This is a genomic window from Streptosporangium sp. NPDC002607, from assembly GCF_053592655.1.
Window position 1 is genome coordinate 301684 of record NZ_JBSFWD010000005.1, and the last position, 16530, is coordinate 318213.

General features: G+C 71.2%; 15 protein-coding genes. 3 read left to right on the top strand and 12 right to left on the bottom strand.

What is annotated here, in order from left to right:
* Positions 1–63 precede the first annotated feature (63 nt).
* The 9 genes from ACWD3H_RS08590 to ACWD3H_RS08630 form a co-directional block, all read right to left on the bottom strand.
* The gene (locus ACWD3H_RS08590) at positions 64–1182 is read right to left on the bottom strand and encodes a glycosyltransferase family 4 protein (protein ID WP_451954528.1); all 1119 of its coding nucleotides are present in this window, start codon (positions 1180–1182) and stop codon (positions 64–66) included.
* Positions 1172–2827: a murein biosynthesis integral membrane protein MurJ gene (murJ, locus tag ACWD3H_RS08595; RefSeq protein ID WP_451954529.1), complete on the bottom strand. Its 1656-nt coding sequence runs from the start codon at positions 2825–2827 to the stop codon at positions 1172–1174. The genes ACWD3H_RS08590 and murJ overlap by 11 nt, the downstream gene beginning before the upstream one ends.
* Complete coding sequence (locus tag ACWD3H_RS08600; protein ID WP_451954530.1) at positions 2824–3690, bottom strand: hypothetical protein; 867 nt, start codon at positions 3688–3690, stop codon at positions 2824–2826. Before ACWD3H_RS08600 ends, murJ begins: the two co-directional genes overlap by 4 nt.
* A 4-nt stretch (positions 3691–3694) precedes the next feature.
* Positions 3695–4669, bottom strand: coding sequence for a copper transporter (locus ACWD3H_RS08605; protein WP_355554942.1), 975 nt, complete (start codon positions 4667–4669; stop codon positions 3695–3697).
* Positions 4666–5877: a putative cytokinetic ring protein SteA gene (steA, locus tag ACWD3H_RS08610; RefSeq protein ID WP_451954531.1), complete on the bottom strand. Its 1212-nt coding sequence runs from the start codon at positions 5875–5877 to the stop codon at positions 4666–4668. Before steA ends, ACWD3H_RS08605 begins: the two co-directional genes overlap by 4 nt.
* A 159-nt stretch (positions 5878–6036) precedes the next feature.
* Positions 6037–7749 carry a DNA repair protein RecN gene (recN, locus tag ACWD3H_RS08615; RefSeq protein ID WP_451954532.1) on the bottom strand — a complete coding sequence of 571 codons (1713 nt, stop codon included), beginning with the start codon at positions 7747–7749 and terminating at the stop codon, positions 6037–6039.
* 90 nt (positions 7750–7839) lie between these two features.
* Positions 7840–8745, bottom strand: coding sequence for an NAD kinase (locus ACWD3H_RS08620; protein ID WP_343968981.1), 906 nt, complete (start codon positions 8743–8745; stop codon positions 7840–7842).
* A 130-nt stretch (positions 8746–8875) separates the two neighbouring features.
* Complete coding sequence (locus ACWD3H_RS08625; RefSeq protein ID WP_350918723.1) at positions 8876–9694, bottom strand: TlyA family RNA methyltransferase; 819 nt, start codon at positions 9692–9694, stop codon at positions 8876–8878.
* Complete coding sequence (locus tag ACWD3H_RS08630) at positions 9691–9864, bottom strand: hypothetical protein (RefSeq protein ID WP_350966147.1); 174 nt, start codon at positions 9862–9864, stop codon at positions 9691–9693. The genes ACWD3H_RS08625 and ACWD3H_RS08630 overlap by 4 nt, the downstream gene beginning before the upstream one ends.
* 428 nt (positions 9865–10292) lie before the next feature.
* Between ACWD3H_RS08630 and ACWD3H_RS08635 the strand changes: the two genes are divergently transcribed.
* Positions 10293–10640 carry an SCP2 sterol-binding domain-containing protein gene (locus ACWD3H_RS08635; RefSeq protein ID WP_355554932.1) on the top strand — a complete coding sequence of 116 codons (348 nt, stop codon included), beginning with the start codon at positions 10293–10295 and terminating at the stop codon, positions 10638–10640.
* A 61-nt stretch (positions 10641–10701) separates the two neighbouring features.
* On the opposite strand, the gene ACWD3H_RS08640 is transcribed toward ACWD3H_RS08635, so the two are convergent.
* Both ACWD3H_RS08640 and ACWD3H_RS08645 read right to left on the bottom strand, forming a co-directional pair.
* On the bottom strand, positions 10702–11709 hold the full coding sequence (locus ACWD3H_RS08640) for an HAD-IIA family hydrolase (RefSeq protein ID WP_451954533.1): 1008 nt from the start codon (positions 11707–11709) through the stop codon (positions 10702–10704).
* A gap of 50 nt (positions 11710–11759) precedes the next feature.
* Positions 11760–12191 carry a tetratricopeptide repeat protein gene (locus tag ACWD3H_RS08645; RefSeq protein WP_343968972.1) on the bottom strand — a complete coding sequence of 144 codons (432 nt, stop codon included), beginning with the start codon at positions 12189–12191 and terminating at the stop codon, positions 11760–11762.
* A gap of 121 nt (positions 12192–12312) precedes the next feature.
* Between ACWD3H_RS08645 and ACWD3H_RS08650 the strand changes: the two genes are divergently transcribed.
* Positions 12313–13671, top strand: coding sequence for a DUF1015 family protein (locus ACWD3H_RS08650; RefSeq protein ID WP_451954534.1), 1359 nt, complete (start codon positions 12313–12315; stop codon positions 13669–13671).
* A gap of 188 nt (positions 13672–13859) precedes the next feature.
* Positions 13860–14786, top strand: a complete 927-nt coding sequence (locus tag ACWD3H_RS08655) for an MBL fold metallo-hydrolase (RefSeq protein ID WP_350966144.1) — start codon at positions 13860–13862, stop codon at positions 14784–14786.
* Between the two features lie 99 nt (positions 14787–14885).
* Here the strand turns inward: ACWD3H_RS08655 and ACWD3H_RS08660 are convergent.
* A partial coding sequence (locus ACWD3H_RS08660; RefSeq protein WP_451954535.1) for a hypothetical protein occupies positions 14886–16530 on the bottom strand: 1645 nt, incomplete at its 5' end.

Consider the following 16530-nt stretch of genomic DNA (forward strand, 5'->3'; position numbering starts at 1 on the left):
CTCGCCCGCCGCCAGGCGCCAAACCCCCTTCGGAAATCTGGCGCGGACCGCGAACGGGTCCTTTCAGCCCCTTGGGGAAAGCCCGGCGTAGACCGCGAGCACCGCCTTCAGCGCCTCCGGTTCACCCGGCATCCCACGGCCTCGCCTGGCGGCGGCAGCGGCCAGTTCCTCCGCGAGACCGTCGTCGGCGAGCATCCTCGCGACCGCGTCGCGCATCGCCGCGACGTCCCCGTACGGCACCAGCAGCCCCGCCTCACCCACCATCGCCGGAATGCCCCCCACCGCGGTGGCGATGACCGCCGTACCCGCCCGCAGGGCCTCCTGCACGGTGAGCGGCTGCCCCTCCCAGCGGCTCGGCACCAGCAGTGCCCTGGCCACCTCGAGCAGGTCCCCCACGTCGGTACGGGCACCGAGCAGCCGTACCGGCAGGTTCTCCCGGTCGATCCGCTCCTGCAACTCCGCTCGCAGCGGCCCCTCCCCCGCCACCAGGAACACCGGCCCCGACGCGTGCTCCGCGTCCCGGCGAACCTCCGGCAGCGCCTTCGCCACATCGAGCAGGGTCTCCAGGCCCTTCTGCTGGGCGAGCCTGGCGACCGTCAGGAAGATCACCCGCTCTCCCGTACCGAGCTCCCGCCGGATGTCCCCGGCCGCGCGCCCGGAAGGAGGCAGCGCGGGCGCCGGGACCACGGCGGCCTCGACACCCCTGGCCCCCAGGTGGGCCATCCGCTCCCCCAGATCGGGGGAGACGACCAGGATCCGGTCGGCGCGGCGGGCCACGATCCGTTCCAGGAGGCCGTAGACCGCGCCGACCACGCCGCCCGCGGTCGCGGCGTTGTGCAGGGTCACCACCAGGCCGGTTCCGGTTCCGGCCAGCGCGATCGCCGCCAGCGCCCCGGCTCTCAGCCCGTGGGCGTGCACGGCATGCGCCCCGCGCAGCGTCCTGAGCGCCATGACCGCCCGTAGATCGTCGAGTGGGCGGGGCCGGTCGGAGATCGGCACCGGCACGAAGCGCGCGCCGCGGGCGGCGAACCCGAAGGCCCGCTCCGTGCTCGGGGGGCCCGCCACGACCACCCGGTGGCCGCCGCGCACCAGCCCTCCGGCCAGCATGGCGACGTGCCTGCCGACCCCTCCCTCGCTCGTTCCCAGCACGAACGCCACGCGCGTCCCCTGATCAACCGTCAAAACCGCTCCCCTCCTTCACCGGCCCCCCGCGCAGTCGTGCCAGCAGCGCCCGGGCGTCTCGCCTGTCGACCATCATCGCCACGGCCGCGAACGCGGCCACCCCGGCCGTCGCGGCGGCCAGTCCGACCGCCACGTAGGCCGGCTTGGACACCGCCCCGAAAGTGTTGACCAGGGCCAGGCCCGCCCCCCAGGCCGCGACACCGCCGACCAGGGCCGCCAGGAGGGTACGCGGCGTACCCTCCAGCGCGGCCCTCCCCCTGGCGCGCAACACCGCGAGGGCCAGCAGCAGCCCGCCGACGGTCATGCCGATCGTGCTGCCCAGTGCCAGCTGCCCGACCACGTCGGCCGGATCCGCGGCGGCGTGGGCGAGCCCGACCTGGGCCACCAGCGCGACGGCCCATCCGGCCACCGAGGCGGCGGCCGCCGACCGGCCCAAGCCGCAGGAGTACAGGATGCGGGCGAGGTGCAGCATGAGCGCGTACCCGACCACACCTGGCGCGAACAGCGCGACCGCCCTGGCCATCTCGGTCTCGGCGAGCGCTCCACCTGGGCTTCCCTCCAGGAACACCCGCGACACCGGCACGGCGACCGCCGCCATCACCCCGGCCGCGAGCCCCGTCACCAGCAGCACGGTCCGCGTCGTGGCCGAGGTCAGGGCGTTGAACCCGGCCAGGTCACCCTCCTGCGCCCTGGTGGAGAGCACCGGGAAGGAACTGGTGGCGATCGGCATCACGAGCACCGCGTACGGCAGCTGGTACAGCGCCCAGGCGTAGGTGTAGACGCCCAGCGCCCCCTCGCCGCCCAGGTTGTTGGCCAGGAAGATGACGACGATCAGCGTGACCTGCTGCGCGATCAGCACGGCGATGCCCGCCGTGGCGAGTCGCCGCGCCCGGGCGGCGACCCCCGGAGGGAACGACAGGGTGGGCCGCAACCTGAGCCTGAGTCTGGCCACCGGGCCGACGACGGTGAGCACCATCGCGGCGGCGGCGACGGTCGCGCCGAGGGAGAGCGAGAGCTGCCCCGCGGCGGTCAGGTCCGCCAGGTCCTTGGCGGCCGTCCCGTTGAGCGCCTCGAACAGCAGCATGGAGCCGACGATGAGCAGGCTGGAGACCAGCGGCGCCAGGGCCGGGCCCATGAACCGCCGGTGTGCCTGGAGCACGCCGTACAGGACCACTGCCAGCCCGAAGAAGATCATGCGAGGGGCGAAGACGACGAGCATGCCGGTGCCGACCTCGACGACCTCGGCCAGGTCACACGGAGCGGGGTCGCCCACCAGCAGCGCGACGATCGGCCCGGCGAACGCCACGATGAGCAGTGCCAGCGGCACCATGACGAGCATCACCCAGGTGAGCAGCGCCGAGGTGATCTGGCCGGCCTCCGCTCTGGCCTCGGGGTCGTCGTCGGCCCTGGAGGCCGCCGAGGCCAGCACCGGCACCACCATCCCGGCCAGCGCGCCGCCCGCCACCAGCTCGAAGACGATGTTGGGCACGTAGTTGGCGGTGTTGTAGGCGGTGCTCAGGCAGAGGTTGCCGACGGTCTGCGACTGGACGAGATAGCGGCCGAACCCGACGAGCCGGGCCAGGACGGTCACGATCCCGATGAGAAGTGCCGCTCCCGCGATCCCCTGGGCGATCCTGCTGCTCATCGGGTGGCGGGTGCCTGCTCCACGGGACGACGGCCCAGCATGTCGAAGCGGTGCAGGACAGGGTTGCCCGCGATCACCTTGGTGAAACTGACCTTCTCCGAGGCGGCGGTCAGCGCGACCACTGTGCCGAGCACGGCCAGGCGTCCCGGACGGCCCAGGGTGACGGCGGCGGCCAGGCCGACAAGCGCGCCCAGCGCGTTGGCCCCCGCGTCGCCGAGCATGGCCCGCTCGCCGAGGTCCTCGGGCAGCAGCGCGGCGGCGGCGCCCATGGGAAGCGCGGCCAGGGTGGCCGGGACCGGGTCGTCCCTGAGCAGAGCCGCGGCGAGCAGGGATGCGCCGGCGAGCAGGCCCACCTTGACGGCACGCCCGGGACGCAGGTCGAAGAGGTTGGCCAGGTTGGCGCTCCCGGCGATCAGCGCGCCGTTGACGGCGACGTCGAGGGGCGCGCAAGAGGTGGCGGCCGCGGCGGCCAGGCCGGTCGCACCGATACCGAGGATCTTCACGGCCCCGCTGGTGACCTCCCCCTTGGCCAGGGCGCTCAGATGCCCCTTGAATCCCTTGGAGGAGGTCGCGCCGTACAGGTCGTCGTAGGCACCGAGGCCGCCGGCCCCCACCGCGGCCAGCAGCGCCGCCGCCCGGGCCCTGCCGGTCAGGCCGGGGATCACGGCCGCCGCGGCACCGGCGCCGGCGACGAACGCCGGGCCCTCGAGCAGGGTGATCGGTTCGCCCCTGTGGTTCGTGCGCGCCCAGGTCTCCACATCGCCGACCGGAGGCCTGCGGGTGAAGGCCGCGTACGCGGCACGCGCGGCGACCGCGCCGAGGAGCGCACCGGTGAGGGCACCGAGAAAAGCACGACGAGCCATCGGGTCATCCTCCGGAGGTGGCCGTGACGGCCGTGGGGGTGGGCGTCGCGCTGGGCTTGATACCAGAGACGCCGGAGCCTATGCCGTACTGACCGGCGAGCCCGGCCAGTTGCTCTCGGAGAGCGTAGACCACCACGACCCGCCCCGCGGGCATATCCGCGGTGTCGACACTGGAGACCTTCTCCGTGAAGGAGGTCTCCTCACGGAGCGCGGTGATGATCCCACCGGCCGCGGCGGAGGTCTGCGTACCGGCCAGTACCGTGCCCTGGCCCACCTCGTCGAGGCCCAGCGCCAGTGCCACGAGCGCGCTCGCCCGCCCGGCGGCGGTCTCTCCGGTGTACGCCTCCGCGGGGGCGATCATCAGGGCCAGTTCCGCGCGCTTGGCGGGGTCGTCGGTGATGGTGAGCAGACCGGCGCGCTGGAAGGCGTCGAGGATGCCCACGCCGGCCGGGTGCTCCTTGCCCGCCTGGACGGGGTCGCTGGTCACGATCGCGTCGGCGAGCACCTGGGCCGCCTTGTCGTATGCCGTGCCCTCGACGGGGAAGACGGTCTCGGCGGCCTTGGCCCCGACGGCCAGCTTGTCGACGAAACCCGTCTGGGTGGGATCGATGTACCTCTCGGTGAGGGTGATCCGGCCGGTCACGATCGCCCCGGCCTCCTCGATCACCTGCTGCGCCGACTCACGCACGCTCACCGTGGCGCCCGGTGCCTCGACGACCACGACCCGCTTGCCCACGAGCGCGTCCTGGACCAGCCGGGGGGTGTCGGCGGCCACGAAGGCGTCGTTGCCCGCCTCTCGCCTCTGCAGGGCCTCCACCTGGGTGCGGAGCTCGTTGTTGCCCTCGCGGAGCTGGTTGGCCAGGCCCTCGCTCGCCTTGATGACGGGGTCTTCGAGGAGGGTGGTGCCCAGCACGATGCCCACCGACAGCGCGAGGAAGATCGCGACGATGGAGACGAGGTGATAGCGGAAATCGATCACGAGAAGAGTCCGACCAGCCAGAAGATGAAGCTGCTCCAGACGTCGCGGACGCTGTCCAGCCAGATCTTGCCCACCGGAGAGACGACGATCGCCACTCCCATGGTGATCAGCGTGGTGGCGACGAGCAGGAGCAGGGACGGGGTGGAGATCCGGCTGCGGTAGAGCCGGCTGACGCCCTTTGCGTCGACGAGCTTGCTGCCCACCCGCAGGCGGGTGAGGAAGGTGCTGGCCATGCCGGAGCGCCCCTTGTCGAGGAACTCCACCAGCGTCGCGTGGGTGCCGACGGCGACGATGAGGTCGGCGCCCTTGTCGTCGGCGAGCAGCATGGCGATGTCCTCGCTGGTACCGATCGCCGGGAAGATCACCGCGCTGCGACCGAGCTGCTGGACCCGTTCCAGCCCCGGCGCCCTGCCGTCGCGGTAGGCGTGCACGACCAGCTCGGCACCGGTGGTGAGCGCCTTGGTGGAGACCGAGTCGAAGTCGCCGACGATGATGTCCGGCAGGTAACCGGCCTCCAGCAGCGCGTCTGCCCCGCCGTCCACCCCGATCATGACCGGGCGGTATTCACGGATGTAGGGGCGGAGGGCGGCGATGTCCTCCTTGTAGTGGTAGCCGCGCACCACGATGAGGACGTGCCTGCCCTCCATGACGGTCCGGATGTCGGGAACGCCGATCCCGTCGATGAGAAGGTCACGCTCGCGGCGGACGTACTCCATGGTGTTGGCCGCGAACGCCTCGATCTGCACGGTCAGCCCGGCCCGCGCCTCGGTCATCGCGGCCTCGACGGACTCGGGGGTCTGCACGTCGCCCTTGCCGACCGTCTCCTCGTCGAGGTAGACGACGCCCTCGTGCAGCCGGACCAGGTCTCCGTCCTTGATCCGCTCGAACAGCTCGGAGGTGGCGTTGTCCACGAACGGCACTCCGGCGTCAACGATGATCTGCGGGCCCAGGTTGGGGTAACGGCCGCTGATGCCCGCGGCGATGTTGACGACGCCTGCCGCACCGCACGCGACAAGCGCCTCCGCGCTAACCCGGTCAACGTCAACGTGATCGATAATCGCGATTTCCCCGGCCCTGAGGCGCTTGGTCAGCCTCTTGGTCCGCCGATCGATTCTCGCCACTGCCGTCACCCCGGGAAGGTCCGTGACCTTCCTGCGGCGGAGGTACCCGGTGAGCCTGTCTTGAAGCCCGTCAATCGGCACCTTCATCACGACCATCCTGCCAGAGTGAACGACCAGGAGAGCCAAACAGTCGGCAGCGTGTCAGATACGTCACCCGTGACCCCCGTCACCTGCTCCCCCGGAACATACGGATTACTCTTTCAAACCGCTACTTACTCCCTCGTCTCTCCTTCCGGAGGCGTCCGGTCACGCCTTGTCCGCGGCCGCGATCGACAGGAGCTCCTCCGCGTGCGCGCGGCCCAGCTCGGAGTTCTCGAGCCCGGCGAGCATGCGGGACAGCTCCCGCGCCCTGCCGTCCTTGTCGAGGGCGATCACGCCGCTCCGCACCACGCTCCCGTCATCGGCCTTCTCCACGACGAGATGCTGGTCGGCGAAGGCCGCGACCTGCGGAAGGTGGGTGACGACGATCACCTGGGAGGTCCTGGCCAGCCGCGCCAGCCTGCGGCCGATCTCCACCGCGGCCTTGCCGCCCACGCCCGCGTCGACCTCGTCGAAGACGAACGTCGGGACCGGGTCGGCCCCGGCGAACACCACCTCGATGGCGAGCATCACCCGGCTCAGCTCGCCGCCCGAGGCGCCCTTGTTCAGCGGCAGGGGCGGCGAGGCGGGGTGCGGCGACAGCCGCAGCTCGACCTCGTCGACACCGTGCGGGCCGAACTCGGGGGCGGCGACGATGGTGACCACCACCCTGGCGTGCGGCATGGCCAGCGCGGTGAGCTCCTCGGTCACGGCCTGCCCGAAGCGCTCCGCGGCCACCGACCTGACCCGGGTCAGGTCGGTGGCCAGCTCGGTGAGGCGCCCGGTGAGCTCCTCGTGCTCGCGGGTGAGCTCACCGATGCGGTCGTCGTCACCGTCGAGCTCCGCGACGCGTGCGGCGGCCCGAGCGGCCCAGGCGAGCACCTCGGCGGTGTCCTGGCCGTACCTGCGGATGACATGGATGAGCGCGGCCCGCCGCTCCTGCACCGCCGCGAGCCGACCCGGATCCGCGTCGATCGACTCGGCGTACGCGGCCAGCTCGGTGGCGACGTCGGAGATCAGGTACCCCGCCTCGGCGAGCCTTTCGGCGATCCCGGCGAGCGCCGGGTCGAAGTCGCGCACCGCCTCGACCGCCGTGCGGGCCTCGCCGACCAGCGCGATGGCGTCCGGCATGGCCTGCTCACCGGACATCGGGTCACCGAGCAGCGCCCGGTGCGCCGTCTCGGCGGCACTCCGGAGGGAGTCCGCGTGGGAGAGCCGTTCCTCCTCCTCGCGCAGCCCGGTCTCCTCGCCGGCCTTGGGGTCGACCCTCTCGATCTCACCGAGCCCGAACCTGAGCTGGTCGGCCTCCTGGGCGCGCTCCCTGGCTCTGGTGGTCAGCTCGGCCAGCTGCTCCGCGATCTTCCTGTGCCGTTTGTACGCCTGCTCGTAGGCGCGCAACGGCTTGACCAGTTCCTCGCCCGCGTAGCGGTCGAGAGCGGCGCGCTGGCGGCCGGGCTGCAGCAGCCGCTGCTGGTCCATCTGGCCGTGCACGGCCACCAGGTCCTCGGCCAGGTAGGTGAGCGTGCCGACGGGGACGGTGCGCCCCCCCAGCCAGGCGCGGCTGCGCCCCTCGACGGAGACGGTCCGAGAGATGATCAACTCGCCGTCCTCGACCTCACCGCCCACGTCCTGCACCTGCTGCGCGACCCGCCCCGCCGGGTCGACGATCAGTGTGCCCTCGATGGTGGCCCGCTCGGAGCCGGGACGGACCCGGGCGGGATCGGCCCGGCCGCCGAACAGCAGCCCCAGACCGGTCACCACCATGGTCTTGCCCGCACCCGTCTCGCCCGTGACCACGGTGAATCCCGGCGATAGCACCAGGACGGCCTCGTCGATCACGCCGAGCCCCTGGATGCGGACCTCCTCGACCCTAGGTCGCACTGGTCCCTCCCGTCACATCGAATTCACCGAACATCAGTGCGGTGCGCGGGCACGATCCTACGCGCTTGAGACGTCACCCGCCCTGCCGTACTAGGGCCTCACCCGTCCGCGCCACCCCTGTACAGGGAGATCGAACTTGGCGACCAACCTGTCGGTGAACGGCGCGCCCGTGTCCTCCAGACCGTGCAGCCGAGCCAGTCGTACCGGTAGCTCGGCCCGCCGCAGTTCCACCCTCGCCCCGGCGGGCAGGTCGAACCTGCGGCGCCCGTCGCACCACAGCACCGCTCCCGCGGTCTCCGTCTGGACCTCCAGCGCGAGCCTGGAGCGGGGCGAGACCACCAGGGGCCGGGAGAACAACGCATGGGCGCTGATCGGCACCAGCAGCAGCGCCTCCACCTCGGGCCAGACAACCGGCCCTCCCGCGGAAAAGGCGTACGCGGTGGAACCGGTCGGCGTGGCGCAGATCACCCCGTCACACCCCCAGCGCGACAACGGGCGCCCGTCGATCTCGGCGACCACCTCGAGCATTCTCTCGCTCTTCTCGACGGTGGCCTCGTTCAGCGCCCAGCTGTCGGCCAGCAACTTGCCGTTGAGGCGGGCGGTGACCTCGATGGTCATCCGCTCCTCGACGTCGTAGCGACCTTCCACCACGCTGTCGACCGCGACCGCCAGGTTCTCCACCTCGGCCTCCGCCAGGAAGCCCACGTGTCCGAGGTTCACCCCCAGCAGCGGCACGCCGGCCGGGCGGGCGAACTCGGCCGCCCGCAGGAGGCTCCCGTCGCCGCCGAGCACGATCATCATCTCGGCGTCGTCGACCGCCGCCGAACCGGCGGGCACCACGTCGGCCCCGGCGCAGGCGATCTCGTCGGCCTCGGCGCTGAGGACGCGCACGGTCAACCCGGCGTCCAGGAACCGCTGGATCACCATCCGGGCGCTGTCGACGGCCGCCGGCCGGCCGGTGTGCGCGGTGACCAGCACGACGCGCTTGGCAGTCATCTCATCTCCTCGAGCGTGGAGACCCCGAGCTCTGGCTCTGGGGAGGAAGTCCAACTCAGCTCTTCCAGTGTGGGTGCCCCGAGTTTCGGCTCCGGGCAGGATGTCAGGTCGCGCTCTCCCGGGTCGCCTGCTACCGGGGGCCCTCCGCCACCGCTCGCTCGATCTCGGCGCCGAGGTCGGCGACCGGCGGAGCCCCCTCTCCCTTACCCAGCCAGATGACGTACTCGACGTTGCCCGACGGGCCGGGCAGCGGGCTGGCGGTGACCCCTCGCACGGTCAGGCCGAGCGCCCGCGCGGCTTCGGCCACGTCCTGCACGGCCTCCGCGCGGAGCGCGGGGTCGCGGACGACGCCGCCCGCGCCGACCCGCTCCCGGCCGACCTCGAACTGGGGCTTGACCAGCATCGCGAAATCGGCCCGCTCGGCGGCGCAGCGCACCAGGGCGGGCAGCACCAGGCGCAGCGAGATGAAGGAGAGGTCTCCGACGACCAGGGTGGGCGCCTCGCCGACCATGTCCGGCGTCAGGTCCCTGACGTTGACCCGCTCCATGACCGTGACCCTGTCGTCGGTCCGCAGTGACCACGCGAGCTGGCCGTAGCCGACGTCGACGGCCAGCACATGGGCCGCACCGCCGCGCAGCAGCACGTCTGTGAAGCCTCCGGTGGAGGCACCGGCGTCCAGGCAGCGGCGCCCGGCGACCGTGAGGCCGAGGGGGCCGAATGCCTCCAGCGCGCCGAGGAGCTTGTGCGCCCCTCGCGAGACGTAGTCCGGGCCCTCGGCCGCCTCCACCACCACGATGGCCGAGGCGGTGTCGACCTGGGTCGCCGCCTTGGCCGCCACCCGGCCGCCGACGCTGACCCGGCCGGCCTCGATGAGCTGGGCCGCCTGTTCCCTGGACCGCGCCAGCCTCCTGCGGACGAGTTCGCTGTCGAGGCGTGCCCGCCGGCTCACGGGTGCCGGTCCGGGACGTCGTTCACCGAGGCGAGCGCCTGCTCCAGTCCGGTGAGCACCTCCTCGAAGACGTCCGCGTGCGCGGAGACGGGCAGGGCGCCGAGCCGGGCGAGCCCGCCCAGCGCGGCGTCCGCCCGCTCGTCGCCCGTCTCCTCAAGCAGGTCCGTCATGCGCCCCCTCCGGATCCTCTCCTGGCCGCCTCGGCCGTCTCGGCGCCCCTTGCCGCCGCACGAACGCGACGCTCACCGGCCCCGTGCCCGTGAATTCCCCGACCGTATCGGAACCCTCGTCCCCCGTCGCCCCGGCGGGCCTTCCCGGTTCCGTCGCCGCCCGCCTCCCTCCGCCCCGGCGTGGGTCAGGAGAGCGGGTTCTTCAAAGCTGGGTAAAGCGCGAACTATCGCGGGGGTCTCGCGCGTTGTCATCTCGTTAAGGTCGGCGGCCGCCCAAGCGCACCCTCCTCGGGGTTTCGTACGCCGCGGTGTACGCCTCTTTCCCGGCACACCCCCGCGCCGGATTGCATGCCGTACCCATGTGGAACGCTACCGTCCGTACCTGAAAGGGATTCAGGCCGGTCCGGAAGAGAAGGGAGCGCCACGCGATGGCGACCGTCGACGAGTGCCGGGCGGCACTGCGCAAACTCGGCGAGCAGTTCGACGAGGTTGACCAGGCAAGCCGCGCCAAGCACGTGGTCGAGCGCAGTATCAGCTGCCACATCAAGGATCTCGGCGTGACCTTTTACGGTCGCATCCACCACGGCGGCCTCGGCCCCTTCGAGGATCAGCCCTCGGACGACGGCAGGGAGGCCGAGGTGAAGCTGACCATCGGCAGCGATGATCTCGTCGCCCTGGTCAACGGGGAACTCGACATGGGACGGGCCGTGTTCGGCGGCCGGGTCAGGGTCGACGCCAGCTTCGGAGACCTTCTCCGCCTGCGCAAGCTTCTCTGAGGATCCCGCCCGAGAGCGGGATCACCTGAGGGGAGAGGCCGCCTGGACGAAGGTGGCCCTCTCAGCCGGCGGACGAGAGCGCGGAGTCGAGTGCCGCCTTCACCGCGTCCTCGTCCGCCCGGCCCTCCCCCGCGGCCTCCCAGGTCGCGGCTGAGGCGGCGCGGAGGCCGTCGAGCGGCTCACCTCCACCCTCAAGGGCGAGGGCACCCCCCTCCCAGCGGGCCGTCCACCCGTCGCAGGTCCACCCGTCCCCGGCCCGCCGTACCTCGGGATAGGGCCGGTGCAGTGCGGACAGATCGCCGGCGACATAGGTCGGCCGGTGCCGGGGGGCGGCGGTCAGCACGTCGAGCGCGCTCGCCACCCCCGTCAGAACCAGCAGGCTGTCGACTCCGGCGTTGGTCGCCCCCTCGATGTCGGTGTCGAGCCGGTCGCCGACCACCAGGGGCCGCCGCGATCCGGTACGGAGCATCGACTCCCGGTGCAGGGGCGGCTCGGGCTTGCCCGCGACGATCGGCTCCACCCCGGTCGCCGTGGCGATGACCCTGACCATCGCGCCGTTGCCGGGAAACTCGCCCCTGCCGGTCGGCATGGTCGAGTCGGCGTTCGCGGCCACGAAGAGCGCCCCCTCCCGCACCGCGAGTGTCCCCTCGGCCAGCAGGCCGTAGGAGAGGTCGGGGGCTATGCCCTGGACGACCGCGACCGGGCTGTCCAGGGCGGTGCTGACCGGGCGCAGACCATGGGCGCGCAACGCGGTGCGCAGTCCCATCCCGCCGACCACCAGCACCGCGGCACCCGGTTCGACCCGCTCGGCCACGAGCCGTGCGGCGGCCTGGGCGGAGGTGACGACGTCGTCGGGGGTCGCCGGAGCGCCCAGCGCGCTCAGGTGCTGGGCGATGGCGCCGGGGGTGCGTGAGGCGTTGTTGGTGACATAGGCGAGGCGCACGCCACGCTCCGCCGCCCGGCGTAGCGCCTCGGGCGCCCCGGGTACGGCGTCGCGCCCGAGATACACCACCCCATCGAGATCAAGGAGGAGGGTGTCGTACAGGTCGATCAGCACGTTCGTGTCCACTGGCCTATTTCATCACCCACGTTCCATTGCTCGCACAGATCACATACGGATCACATCCGGCGGGCCCGTAACGTGGCGCGCACGCTTTTCAAAGCGGAGACGTAGTGCCGCTGGTCGGGCCGCATCGCGACGGCGATGGCCAGCGGCTCCTGGGCTCCCTCCATGTCCCCGGTCCGCCACAGGGCGAGCCCGAGACCGAAATACGCGTAGTCCTCGGCTGGATTCGCATCGATGATCCAGCGAAAGCTGTCGACCGCGTCGGCGTACTGCCGGGAGTTGAACTGCGCCCGGGCGAGAGCCTCACGGATGCTCCGGGACTCCGGCTCCGCGTAGGCCGCCCGCTCCAGCAGCGCGGCAGCCGCCGCCGGGCTCCCCTCGGCCAGCAACCTCATCCCTCGTTGAAACCATTCGTAGACGTCCCCGACCGGAGCGCCCGTCTCGGGGTTGGGGGAATCAGACGGACCGCTACGTCCTTGGACCATTGTGTGAGGCCTCCTTCATCGACAGACGACAGATCTGGCCGACTCCCTGACGGGACCGGGCACCACCGCAGCCTCGAGACGGCGCCCGGCCGTTTCAGGCCTTTATGGCAGCATGCCCTCTATGGCGAATCCTGAACTGCCGGTACCCGGCGGGCTGGTGCTACGCCCGTTCCGCGGCGTACGGTTCACGGTCGACGATCTGGCCGGGGTCACCTCACCGCCTTACGATCTCATCGACGAGGCGGGCGTACGGGAGTTGCTCGACACCCACCCCAACAACGTGGTGCGTTTGATCCTTCCCGGCATCGACCAGCCCAGGTACGCCGAGGCGCGGGAGAAGCTTCAGGAGTGGCTCTCCTCCGGAGTGCTGGCCGCCGACGAGACACCCGCGATCTACGTCTACGAGCAGTCCGGGCCCGAGATCCTGCAGCGCGGACTCATCGGCGACGTGGGCCTGGCGGGGCCGGACCAGCACATCGTCCTGCCGCACGAGAACGTGATGCCCGGACCGGTCGCCAACCGGCTGGCGCTGATGCGCACCACGGAGGCCAACCTGGAGCCGATCTTCCTGCTCTACGACGGCGCGGGCGGCGCCGCCACCCGCCTCGTCGACCGGACCGCCACATCCCGGCCTCCGCTGGCGGAGGCGGTGACCGGCGACGGGGTCAGACACCGGCTGTGGGCCGTCACCGACACCGGTGAGCTCGCCTCCATCAACGCCGATCTCCGCCCTCGCCAGGCCCTGATCGCCGACGGGCACCACCGCTACGCCACCTACCTCGAACTCCAGCGGGAACACCACGCCTCAAGGCCCGCAGAGCCCGGGCCCTGGGATTTCGGTCTCGCACTCCTGGTGGACTCCGGCGCCTACCCCCCGCATCTGAAGGCCATCCATCGGGTCATTCCCGAACTGCCGCTCGGGGAGGCGCTGGCCAAGGCCAGGGGCTCCTGGCAGGTACGGGAGCACGCGGGCCTGGCCGAGGGGCTGGCCGCGCTGGAGGAGAGCACCGGACCGGCCTACCTGTTGTCCGGCGGGGGCCCCACCTACCTGCTCACCGACCCCGACCCCGACCGGCTCGCGCACGCCATGCCGACCGACCGCTCGGCCGGATGGCGGGCGCTGAACACCTCCATCCTCGCGGAGTTCCTCCTGCCGAAGGTGTGGGGGATGCGGGACGACGAGCGTTCGGTGCGCGTCGTCCACCACGATCCGGAGGCCGCCACACAGCTCGCGCGGGCCTCCGGCGGGACGGCGGTGCTGCTGCGCCCGCTGGCGGTCGAGGACGTGCTCGCGATCGCGGCCCGGGGAGAACGGGTGCCCCGCAAGTCCACCTCCTTCGGCCCCAAGCCCCGCACCGGCCTGGTCCTGCGCCTGCTCAGCACTTCGGCCCAGAGCCCGCCCACGAGCGGTCCGGCCCCCCAGGAAGCCGGGGCTTTGAGCGACTCCGAGGTCTCTGGCTCCTGGAGGTCCGAACAGTGACCGGGATCACACATTCACCCCGGAGACGACAGCTCAGCGGCCCTCACAAGCGGTACCGGGTCGCTTGCCTGCGACACCTTTCTTCGCGTACGGAAGCGAGCGACCGAGGACGACTCTCTACGATGTGAGCTGCACCGGAATGGCCGAATACCGTTCTGGGGACGCCGGTTCCAGTTATGAGGTGACCTGTGGACAACATCACCGCCCTCGGCGGAGACGTCTATGAGATCGACACGAGGATGGCCGGATACTCCAGTATCACGGCCGGATACCTGATTCTCGGAGATCGGCCCTGCCTGGTGGAGACGGGTACCTCCACCTCGGCTCCCGTGGTACGCGACGCCCTGACCTCGCTGGGCGTCGGCCCGGCGGATCTCGCCACGGTCGTTGTCACGCACATTCACCTGGACCACGCGGGCGGAGTCGGGGACATCGCCGGTTTCTACCCGGATGCGGAGATCGTGGTTCACGAGAAAGGCGCCCGGCATCTCGCCGACCCGTCCAGGCTGATGGCCAGCGCGCGAATGGTCTGGGGCGACAAGCTGGACACCCTGTTCGGCGAACTCTCCCCCACCGAAGCCTCACGAATTCGCGCGCTAGGCGACACAGGCAGTGTCGACCTCGGCAACGGACGCACGCTGAGCAGCCACTACTCCCCGGGACACGCCAAACATCACGTGGGGCTCATCGACTCCGGCACCGGTGACCTCTACGTCGGCGACGCGGCCGGGGTCTACCTTCCGGAGACGGGCGACCTACGCCCCGCCACGCCCCCGCCGGACTTCGACCTGCGGACCGCGCTGGACTCGATCGCCCTGTTCAAGGCGCTGGGCCCGCAACGGCTGCTCTTCAGCCACTACGGGCCGGTCACGGACGTGGAAGAGATTCTGGGACGCTCCGCCGAGGAGTTGCGCGTCTGGGTCGACCTGACCCGTCAGGCCCGCGCGCAGGCCATGGACCTGGACCACGCGGTGGCCATGGTCAGGGAGCGGACCCGTGACCGCTATGCGGCGCTGAAGGCGGACGAGGCCACCGCCGAGCAGTTCGAACTGCTGAGCGGCGCCCCGTCCAACGTGGCTGGAATCCTGCACTGGCTGGACCGGACAGAGTCGTAAGGACGCGTCCCTCAGGCCCAGGACCGCACTGGAATCGCCATTTCGGGTGAACGGGCCGTTCGCCCGTTCACCCGAAATACGGCGAAGTCCCCCGGGGAGCTACTTCTCCTCGGGCTTGCTCCGGCGATTCTGGCCCTGCTCGTCGGCCTCGTCCCGATCGTCGTGGATATCGGGGGCGTCGCGGAGAATGTCGCCGAAGTCAGGTTCGATGAAGGCCGGTTCGACAGCCAGGTCGGCCTTTCCCTCCTTCTCCTGGATCTTCCGCTCGATACCCGCCGTTCCGTTCGCGTCAGGAGCGCCGTTGTCCAGGGCGTCACCGATCACGGGCCTTCCCGTGCCGAACGCCTCCTCGTAGAGATCGTCTTCGTCCTCGATGTCCGCGTCCAGAGTCGCCGCGTCGTCGATGTCGACCTCGTCGTCCTCGTCGATGACGTCGTCGGCGTCGATCTCGTCATCGTCATCATCATCGGCGTCGTCATCGGCGTCGCCCAGGAAGCGGTCGTCGTCGACGGCTTCCTCGTCCTCGAACTCGTCGTCCTCTTCGAGATCCTCGATGACGGCCCCGGTCAGCTCCGCGTAACGCTCGGCCGCATCGGTCTCGCCGTCCTCGTCGAAAGCCATCGCCCGGCCGAACCACTCGGTGGCGGGCCCCTCGTGACCCGCCTCGAACAACGCGTCGGCGTAGGCGAAGGCGAGACGGGCCGACCAGGGCTGGGGACGCGTGTCGCGCAACTCGGGAAGGCGCTGGAGGGTGATGACCGCGGCATCGTTCTGGCCGAGATCACGCCGGGCGCCGGATTCCACGATGGCGAGCTCGATCTTGCCGACGCGGTCGAGCCGCTCGGCCTCCTTGGAGCGGACCAGGTCGAGGGCGCGCTCGGGGCGGCCGAGGCCACGCTCGCAGTCCGCCATGATCGGCAGGAACGAGTCAGAACCCGTCATCCGGCGGGCCGCACGCAGGTCACTGAGTGCTTCGGAGAAGTGGCCGGCATGGTAGGCCGCGATGCCGACGGCCTCGCGGATCACTCCGATCCTGGCCGCGAAGCGGCGGGCGACCTTGGTGTGCTCGTACGCCCGCTCCGCGTCGTCCTCGCCCAGAGCCCTCTCGGCTGCCACGAGGTGGCGAGAGATCAGCTCCGCGAGGTCGAGCGGGAGGGAACGGAGCTCCTCGCGAATCTCCTTGTCGAGCTCCTCCGCGGTGATGTCCGGGGCAAGCTCGGGCAATTCCTCACGCTGGCGGCTGGGAGCCTCGTCACGGCCACCGGGCCGGTCATCCCGGCCGTAACGGGTGCGTGACCCCTCACCATCGCGGTCTCCCCGGTAGCCGCCGGCGGGACGGTCGTCACGGTTGAACGGCCTGCGCTCACCACGGTCATCTCGGTTGAAGGGCCTGCGCTCACCACGGTCATCTCGGTTGAAGGGCCTGCGCTCGCCGCTGTCGGGACGCGAACCGTAACGGCTACGGGCCTGGTCACGGTCACCGTACGAACGACGCTCCCCACCCGGACGGTCGTCACGGTTGAACGGCCTGCGCTCACCACGATCATCACGGTTGAAGGGCCTGCGCTCGCCGCTGTCGGGACGCGAACCGTAACGGCTACGGGCCTGGTCACGGTCACCGTACGAACGACGCTCCCCACCCGGACGCTCATCACGGTTGAACGACGGACGCTCCCCACCCGGACGCTCATCGCGGTTGAACGGCCTGCGCTCACCACGATCGTCACGGTTGAAGGACGGACGA

What these genes read in the sequence shown, in the direction of transcription:
- ACWD3H_RS08645 (WP_343968972.1), bottom strand. Translation starts at nt 12,191, where the DNA reads ATGGTCCAAGGACGTAGCGGTCCGTCTGATTCCCCCAACCCCGAGACG.
- steA (WP_451954531.1), bottom strand. Translation starts at nt 5,877, where the DNA reads ATGAAGGTGCCGATTGACGGGCTTCAAGACAGGCTCACCGGGTACCTC.
- ACWD3H_RS08635 (WP_355554932.1), top strand. Translation starts at nt 10,293, where the DNA reads ATGGCGACCGTCGACGAGTGCCGGGCGGCACTGCGCAAACTCGGCGAG.
- ACWD3H_RS08650 (WP_451954534.1), top strand. Translation starts at nt 12,313, where the DNA reads ATGGCGAATCCTGAACTGCCGGTACCCGGCGGGCTGGTGCTACGCCCG.
- murJ (WP_451954529.1), bottom strand. Translation starts at nt 2,827, where the DNA reads ATGAGCAGCAGGATCGCCCAGGGGATCGCGGGAGCGGCACTTCTCATC.
- ACWD3H_RS08630 (WP_350966147.1), bottom strand. Translation starts at nt 9,864, where the DNA reads ATGACGGACCTGCTTGAGGAGACGGGCGACGAGCGGGCGGACGCCGCG.
- ACWD3H_RS08600 (WP_451954530.1), bottom strand. Translation starts at nt 3,690, where the DNA reads ATGGCTCGTCGTGCTTTTCTCGGTGCCCTCACCGGTGCGCTCCTCGGC.
- ACWD3H_RS08620 (WP_343968981.1), bottom strand. Translation starts at nt 8,745, where the DNA reads ATGACTGCCAAGCGCGTCGTGCTGGTCACCGCGCACACCGGCCGGCCG.